The organism is Bradyrhizobium sp. 31Argb, from assembly GCF_043638955.1.
In the GTDB taxonomy this organism is placed as follows: domain Bacteria; phylum Pseudomonadota; class Alphaproteobacteria; order Rhizobiales; family Xanthobacteraceae; genus Bradyrhizobium.
This window is the reverse complement of the sequence record NZ_JBEGDB010000350.1, coordinates 1-7,131: the sequence shown is the minus strand read 5'-3', so window position 1 is coordinate 7,131 and position 7,131 is coordinate 1. Positions and strand designations below refer to the sequence as shown.

Genomic DNA, 7,131 nt, shown 5'->3' with positions numbered 1-7,131 from the left:
GTGACGAAACAATCCACGAGATCTTCCTAGCCGACCAGATCAGCCCTCAGTGCGTGGTCGCCGGATGACGCTCACGACCAACCGGTTGGCGCTAGGGATGTAGACGCGACGGCCGCCCTGGCGCGCGGCGATCGACAGGGCGGCGGTCTCCCCCGCCACCTCCGCAATTTCCTGCAGCACGCCCGGCAGCACATTCGTCATCGACGCCGACCCTTGATCCGCTTCGGCGCCATCCTCGGATCGAGCACGGTGACGACAGTGCCCTTGACGATGACGTACTTATTCCCGTCCGCGATCACGACGACTTCGTGTGCGCCGATCGTGCCGGCAGCGGTGACCGCACGGTTCAACGAGCCTTCAAGGCTGGCGCGCAGGGCCTCGGTATCGAGGCCGCCGACGCGTTCGATGAAGCGCAACAGTGCGTGGTCGCAGACGCGGACGGGTCGGGTTTTCATCTGTGCGTCTCGCCCCCTGGCGCATAGGCCATCCGCCCGTGGTGGGCGCAGTACGGCGAGACGGCGAGCGCCTGGTTGCCGCAGAAGACGAAGCCGGGCTGTGCGGGATCGCCCATCGGCCAGCGGCAGGTTTCGTCCTTCAGCTCAAGCAAGGAGACGCCGCGGCACGCGAATGATGTCGGTGCCGAGGAGTCCGACGCCGGCGACTCCGGGATCTCGGCCAGCGCCGCCGCAACCTTCGTGACGCGCCTTGCATCATAAGCCGCACGGCGGAGACGCACGCGCGCCGGTCGCTCACGTTTCGGCGCGAGGCCATTCTTGGCCTTCACCCGGCCGTCGAGGCCGAGCCGATGGACCTTTCCGATGACAGCGTTGCGCGTGACGTTGCCCAACTCGCCGGCGATCTGGGCCGCAGTGTTGCCGGCAGCCCAAAGCTTGGTCAATTCGTCGACGCGCTGCGGCGTCCAAACCACGGCCGTGCTCATTGCGCGTCTCCCGTGTGCTGCGCGAGCGCGGCGCGCAGCTTGCGACCGAGCGCCTTCTGCACCTCGTCGTAGTCGGCTGACTTAAAGGTCTCCCAGCGGTTCTGCCTCACAATGCGGCCGGCGTAGTGCTGCAAATCCTCCATCGGATCGACGGCGCTGCCAATCGGCTTGACGGCGCCGATCTCGATTAGCCGGCGCCACTGTGCGTACAGCACCGCGCGCTTGGAACCTATGACGTCGTCGCTGTCGGTTGGCCATTCGACGTTGCCGGTTCGGCCCAGCCACGACTTCAGCCCTTCGATCGCAGATGAGCCGGCGCGCGCGTCCTTCAGGAATCGGACATGCGACACGTCGGTCTGCCGCTGCAGGAACGATAGCATCGCGTGATCGCTGCGATCGCGGACGATGCCGAGGTTGTAGCCAGAGATCCAGAGCGCGCGCAGCTTGGTGCCGATCGGGCCGTCCAGGCCGACAACCGAACCCTTGGCCGCACCGGCGCCGCCGGCAAGCTCCCGCATCTTTTCGATCACGCGTGGGGCCGTAGCCACCGACAGCTCCTTGGAGCTGCGCACGCCGGCTACACTCTGAAGGAAATCGCGATAGGTCTCATCATCGCCAAGGCCGGCCTTCGGCTTCAGCGTGTGGATCGTCGCGATCATGCTCGTGGTTGCGGGACGCTCCGTCAGTCTCATCGTCACTCTCCTGTTGAAGCCTTGCGCCCTCTTGTCGGGGCGAAGCCGTTGTGATCGCGCGTGCCGATCGGCACGATCGCGAGTTCGAAACCGAATTGGTTGAGCGTCTGATCGAAGGTGAGCACATCGCCTGGCATGCGGGAGCGCCACACGCTCCCGGCATGCCGGCAGGCTTCTGCCTTCAGCATCTCAAATTCGTCGGCGAGCGTGGGATCCTTGCCGAGCCGCACCTGGATCATCTTGATCGCCCGCAGGATGGCCGAATGGTCGCGGTCGCCAAAGAGCCGGCCGATCGCGCTCGCCGTCAGTGGAGTCAGGATCTGGGCGAGATAGATGGCTATGAAACGCGGCTGCACGGTTTCGGGCGCGCGGCGGCTTGAGCGAAGATCCGCCACGCTCACGCCGTAGCAATGCGCAACGGCGCGCTGGATGTCGGCAACGGTCACCTGACATGCTGTCGTCGCCGGCTCGGTCATGCCGCGATGCCCCCCGCGGCTTCGTCGAGGAACAGCGCGACGGCGTCGTTGACGACGGCGCTGGGATCGGTCTCGCCGTGCTTAGCGCACCAGGCATGCAGCGCGGCTTCCACCTTGGGTGAAAGCTGATGGCCCGGCGGCGGCTCTATGATCGAGATCGAGCGGGCGAGATGATCATAGAAGACGATCCAGTTGCGCTCCCGGAGGCTCACGACGAGCCGGTGCACCACGCTCTTGGACTTGACGCCGAGTGCGACACGAAGATCTTCGTAGCTTGGCGCAGCGCCATGCCGAAGCAAGTGGTCGCGAATTGCCTCGAAGCAATCGCGCATGCGGGGTGTGAGGCCGAGTCGGGTCATTCCGCGGCCTCCGAAAGCTGGGCGCCGAACGGCTCGATCTCGAACGTCTCGCCGCCGCTGCCGATGCGGACGCCGTCGATGGTGCGGGCGAGATCCGGATTCTTCAGCATCGAATCCTTGTCGATCTCGCGCTTGAGCCGGAGGAAGTTGGCGTAGTTCTCGCCGGTCTCACCGCGAGCGAGCGCATCGGCCTGCTTTTCAAGGATGCGCGCGATGATGGCGTCGTGCTCGCCCTTCAACGTCACCTTGGCGGGCTTCCAGCGCCATGACACATTGCCGGTCGGAAACTTGGCCGTCTTGAGTCCGGTGTCACCGAGCAACGCCTGGCGATTGGCCTCGCAATAGATCTGCAGACCCCTGAATATTTTCTCAGCCGCATCGACATGCGGGGCCGCTTCCTGCTCCGCGTCGGTCTTCACCTTGGCTAGGCTCTCGTTCATCCCGGTCTCGATCAGCTCGATCTCGCGGAGCTTCTCGCCATATTTGGCGATCATCTCCGCGACCTCGTCACGATTTTGCGGGATGCGCATATCCGCCGCCGCGGCCTTGCTGCGCTTGGCCATCGTTACTTCTCCTCTGGTGCTGGTGATGTGGGCTGACCGTAGCCGAGCGCTTCCAGCGCGGCGCCGAGCACGGAAATCTTCTTGCTGAGTTCGGACATGAGCGCGGCCCGGGTGTCGCGGTCGCGCTGCGCCGTGACGATGTCGGCGAAGGCGAGCATGTCGTAGGTGAGATCTGCGATGGTCCGCAGGCGGCCGATCAGGACCGCCATCGCGATGATCTCGATCGTGGATGCCTGTATCGCAAAGCGCGGACCCGACGATGCGATGCGGGTTGCGACCGCATCGACGTCGACCAGGGCAACCTGGTCGGCGAACGTCATGGGGCGCGTCGCGGCGGTTTCGGTGTCGGCGCTCACTTGCCGTCTCCATTGCCGATCGGCACCAGCACGGGCCGGCGCTTGTGCAGGTAGACGATCTTGCCGTCCGCCGCCGGCGCCTCGTTCTCGAGATCGAGCACACGAACGTCGACGCCGAGTTCAAGTAGTGCAGCGCGGGCGATCGTTGACTTGAGGTCGCGACCGAACTGTATCCAGGCGTCGATCGTGGGGAACGGCTGGCCGCGGCTCCAACCTTCAAAGGTGTCGTGAAGGCGCTTTAAATCGGTGCTAAGCATCACCGTCCTCCTTGATGCGGGAATGCGGGCACCCGCTGCGGCAGGCGCGATAGAGCCGCGCGCGGATCGAGGACGCGCCGGTGTTGTCCATCTTCTGTTCGTTGAGGCAGCGGTCGGTGCCGATCTCGCCGAGGATCGGGCACATCACCGTCTCGTTCATCAGCGCGCCGCGGATCTTCGCCTTCACGCGATCGATGTCGCCGGTGTATTTGTTGCCGAGCACATAGGACACGACGGCATTGGAATAGCCGATGCGTTCCGCGGCCTTCCTCTGCGTGATGCGATCCGCGAGGCGCGCGAGGGTTTCCACCTCGGCCGGAATCGCATCGCCCCAGGCCTTGCGGGCCTTCGTCTGCATCACCTCCTTCATCGGGACACCTCCGATGCGATCGGCGCCGCGCCGACGAGCACGCGCTTGTTCGGGTCCCACATCAGCTCGGCTTCGAGCTTGCGCGCCTCCGGCGGCTTCGGCCCGGTGTCCATGCCGGGCTTGAGCCGGTAAACGGCCTTGATGGCGCCGCGGCTCCTCTGCTCGGTCAGGTATCCCGCCGTGGTCAGGCGGCAGACGTAACGCTTGGCGGTCTGATATCCGGGCGCCACTTCCTCGGTGGTGGCGGCGAAGACGAGTTCGGTCAGGCCAAAGCTCTTGAGATTGCGAATGGTGCGCCAGAGTTGCTCCTGCGCGGTCGACGGGATGATCGAGCCATCGCGGCGCACGCGCGGCGCTTCCTTCTGCCGCTTGACCAGGCGGAAGACGGCCGAGACGTGGTTGGGCGCCCCGCGGCTGACCATGTCGAGGAAGCCGGCCTTGTGCAGCGACCAGACATAGACTTGCACGTCGCTGCGGCCGACATTGCTTTCACCATCGACGTCATTGATGGTGAAATCGCCCTGCCTCTCGGCGAGCTGGCAGATGATCTGCCAGAAGCCTTCATGGCCTCGCGGCACGCGGACCGAAAGCTGGGTGTTATGGAAGTGCTCCGGTCTCATCGATCAGGCCACCTTCTGCGCGCGGCGCGAGTACGGTTCGACGTGACGCGGTGTCGGCGGCTCGCCGGTGAAGAACTCGCCGGTCCAGGCCTTCAGGTCGAGTGCGCGGAGGTTGCGGTTGCGCGCGATCTCCGCAGCGTGATCGAGATTGACCACAATGCGCCGGGCGCGACCATTGGAGCGATTGCAGATCGCTTCGAGCAGATCATCCTTGATGTCGACCTTCGGTGCGAAAGCTCTGGCGAGGATCTGCGTATCTTCGAGATCGCAGGGCTGCGCTGGAAACCAGTGCAGCACGCGGTTGTGCATGCGTTCAACGGTAAGCAACTTCGCCGGCAGTTTCTCTTCGCCGATCAGGATCACCGACGCGCCGGAGGATTCCTGCAGCTCGCGCACGATCTCGATCATGCCCTTGTCGACGAGCTTGTCCGCTTCGTCGATAATCAGCGGTCGGCTGGGATTTTCGCCCAGGACCGACTTGGCGAGATCGGAGAGATCGGAGATCGGCCATTTGTCTTTGACCGTCTCGCCGCATTCGCGAAGGATGTTGCGGAGAAGCGTCCGGCGAGTCCAGCTATCACCGACTTCGACGCGGACCGCCTTGGTCCGGTTTTGCGCGAAGATCGATGCGTAGGTCTTGCCGTAGCCCGATGGGCCGTGACAGACGCCGAAACCCGGCAGATGGTGAGAACGTTCGATCAAGCGCGTGGTCATCGCCATGAACGCAGCAACGTTCTTCAGTGCGACGGGACCTTGGACAACGGGTGTGGTTGAGGCGTTCATTGGATTCCTGACTCTCCAATCGGGGTTTAGGGATTGCCGGCTTCTCCGGCGGTGGCAGCGGGCTCGCCGTAAGTGGCGAGGAAACCGCGGTACTCGTGACCTTCGCGGTAGCCGCCGAGCCAGATCAGCTCGTCGGGGTCCACGTACTCGTTACGCTGGATGCGGGCTTCGATCGCGCGGGCGCGGTTCCAACGCTGATGCGCGGTCTCGGCCGGGCGAAGCGGCTTGACGTTGGCGGGCGACGGCTCGTCGCGGAGCTGCGCGGCCAGCTCGGCGATGCCATCGGCATGGCGCGGCGCATCTTCGGTGTGGGCTGCGCGCGCGGCGGCGAGCGCCGGTGAATCGTGGGCGGTGGTCGGCTTCGGAAACTCGATCAGCTTGCCTTCGTCGGCGAGCGCCTGGCGGTGGATGGCGCCGGCGAAATCCTTGGCCTTGATGCGGCGGGCTTCCTTCTTCACCTCCGCCATGCGCTCGTTGATGAGGCGCTTCTGCTCCGCGCGGGCCTTGGCAATTGCGGCGGCGGGATCGACGCCGGCAAGCTCCGGCGCGATCGCGGTGCCCAGGAAGGTCTCTCCATCGGCCCCGAACACGTAAGCCGTGCCCATGTCCTGTTCGTCCATGCGCACAAGCACGGGCTCGCCGACAGGGAGGAAGCCGCCGATATAATGCGCGCCGTCGATCCGGATTCCGGTCTTGGTGACGGTGCGCAGGCCATCCTTGCCGGCGACCGGCGCCAGCAGCATGTCGAGCGCGCGGACGTCCTCGATCCGACGGATCGTCCCCGGTGCCATCGCGGCCATCGCGAAGGGAGTCTGTCCCTTCAGGCCGCTGTGCGGCTTGCGGCCGTAGACATCGGCGCACCAGTCGTCGACACGCTGCTGCAGCTCGGAAGCCGACAGCGCGACCTGGAACGTATCCTCCGGCGCTTCGCCGAGGCGCTGTGCGAACGCCTTCCGATTCTCGATCACCTTGCGGTCGGCAACGCTGTGGCCGATGAAGCCTTGCAGCGTGCGCATCAATCCGCGCTGCAGCGTGCCGATCGCCCGCTCGACGTGGCCCTTCTGCTCCGGCGAGAACGGGTCCGACTTCTCGTGCTCGATCAGCAGCGAGGCGAACAGACGCTGCGTCGTGTGCGCGATGAAGTCCGAACCGTTGTCGCTCTTAATCCGCTCCGGCACGCCCCAGGCGAGGATGGCCTTGCGAACTAACAGGCCAACGGCGGCGGCTCGCGCGGTCCTGGAGACCAGCGCGACGAGGCGCCGCGAGAAGATGTCCTCGCAGATATAGATGGCGTAGCGGCCATCGGTGGTGAGCACGTCCGCCGGCGAGGCGTCGATCTGCCAGACCTCGTTGAGCCTGGTCGCCGGCAACGCGACGCGCGCCGCGAACCGCATCTTCGACTTGAATCCGTCCGGGTTGCGGATCGATTCCAGCTCCACGCGATATTCGTCTCGCCAGCGCTTCAACGCCTCTTGAAAGGTGCGGATCGGCGGCAGGTTGACAACGCGATCGCCCACCGCAATTTCCGGGAAGCGATCGGCGACCAAAGCGCGGATATGATGCGCGGTGAGCTGCGGCTGCTTGGCGATCAGCGCGAGGATGTGCATCTTCAGCTCACCGTTGTTGGCGCGATCGAGCAATCGGGATAGGGGGAAGCCTCGCGGCTTCGCCCCTCCCACACCACCGGACGTACGGGTCCGTATCCGGCGGTTCGG

At 65.1% G+C, this 7,131-nt stretch carries 13 protein-coding genes; all 13 read right to left on the bottom strand.

The window, feature by feature from the left end; translation table 11 throughout:
- Nucleotides 1–39: 39 nt before the first annotated feature.
- Entirely contained in the window at nucleotides 40–201 is a 162-nt protein-coding gene (locus tag AAFX91_RS37050) for a hypothetical protein (protein ID WP_394569810.1), read from the bottom strand.
- The gene (locus tag AAFX91_RS37045; protein WP_394569809.1) at nucleotides 198–455 is read right to left on the bottom strand and encodes a hypothetical protein; all 258 of its coding nucleotides are present in this window, start codon (nucleotides 453–455) and stop codon (nucleotides 198–200) included. The genes AAFX91_RS37050 and AAFX91_RS37045 overlap by 4 nt, the downstream gene beginning before the upstream one ends.
- Nucleotides 452–940, bottom strand: coding sequence for a GcrA family cell cycle regulator (locus tag AAFX91_RS37040; RefSeq protein ID WP_394569808.1), 489 nt, complete (start codon nucleotides 938–940; stop codon nucleotides 452–454). Before AAFX91_RS37040 ends, AAFX91_RS37045 begins: the two co-directional genes overlap by 4 nt.
- Nucleotides 937–1,632, bottom strand: coding sequence for a regulatory protein GemA (locus AAFX91_RS37035; RefSeq protein WP_394569807.1), 696 nt, complete (start codon nucleotides 1,630–1,632; stop codon nucleotides 937–939). Before AAFX91_RS37035 ends, AAFX91_RS37040 begins: the two co-directional genes overlap by 4 nt.
- 2 nt (nucleotides 1,633–1,634) lie before the next feature.
- Nucleotides 1,635–2,108 carry a helix-turn-helix domain-containing protein gene (locus AAFX91_RS37030; RefSeq protein WP_394569806.1) on the bottom strand — a complete coding sequence of 158 codons (474 nt, stop codon included), beginning with the start codon at nucleotides 2,106–2,108 and terminating at the stop codon, nucleotides 1,635–1,637.
- Nucleotides 2,105–2,467 carry a LexA family protein gene (locus tag AAFX91_RS37025; RefSeq protein ID WP_394569805.1) on the bottom strand — a complete coding sequence of 121 codons (363 nt, stop codon included), beginning with the start codon at nucleotides 2,465–2,467 and terminating at the stop codon, nucleotides 2,105–2,107. Before AAFX91_RS37025 ends, AAFX91_RS37030 begins: the two co-directional genes overlap by 4 nt.
- Nucleotides 2,464–3,030 (bottom strand): host-nuclease inhibitor Gam family protein, encoded by a 567-nt coding sequence (locus tag AAFX91_RS37020; protein ID WP_394569804.1) that lies wholly within the window; start codon nucleotides 3,028–3,030, stop codon nucleotides 2,464–2,466. Before AAFX91_RS37020 ends, AAFX91_RS37025 begins: the two co-directional genes overlap by 4 nt.
- A 2-nt stretch (nucleotides 3,031–3,032) precedes the next feature.
- Nucleotides 3,033–3,386, bottom strand: coding sequence for a hypothetical protein (locus AAFX91_RS37015; protein ID WP_394569803.1), 354 nt, complete (start codon nucleotides 3,384–3,386; stop codon nucleotides 3,033–3,035).
- Entirely contained in the window at nucleotides 3,383–3,643 is a 261-nt protein-coding gene (locus AAFX91_RS37010; RefSeq protein WP_394569802.1) for a hypothetical protein, read from the bottom strand. Before AAFX91_RS37010 ends, AAFX91_RS37015 begins: the two co-directional genes overlap by 4 nt.
- Nucleotides 3,636–4,013 carry a transcriptional regulator gene (locus tag AAFX91_RS37005; protein WP_394569801.1) on the bottom strand — a complete coding sequence of 126 codons (378 nt, stop codon included), beginning with the start codon at nucleotides 4,011–4,013 and terminating at the stop codon, nucleotides 3,636–3,638. The genes AAFX91_RS37010 and AAFX91_RS37005 overlap by 8 nt, the downstream gene beginning before the upstream one ends.
- The gene (locus AAFX91_RS37000) at nucleotides 4,010–4,633 is read right to left on the bottom strand and encodes a hypothetical protein (protein WP_394569800.1); all 624 of its coding nucleotides are present in this window, start codon (nucleotides 4,631–4,633) and stop codon (nucleotides 4,010–4,012) included. The genes AAFX91_RS37005 and AAFX91_RS37000 overlap by 4 nt, the downstream gene beginning before the upstream one ends.
- A 3-nt stretch (nucleotides 4,634–4,636) precedes the next feature.
- On the bottom strand, nucleotides 4,637–5,416 hold the full coding sequence (locus AAFX91_RS36995; RefSeq protein WP_394569799.1) for an AAA family ATPase: 780 nt from the start codon (nucleotides 5,414–5,416) through the stop codon (nucleotides 4,637–4,639).
- 26 nt (nucleotides 5,417–5,442) lie between these two features.
- Nucleotides 5,443–7,131: Mu transposase C-terminal domain-containing protein (locus AAFX91_RS36990; RefSeq protein WP_394569798.1), on the bottom strand; the 1,689-nt coding region annotated here is incomplete at its 5' end.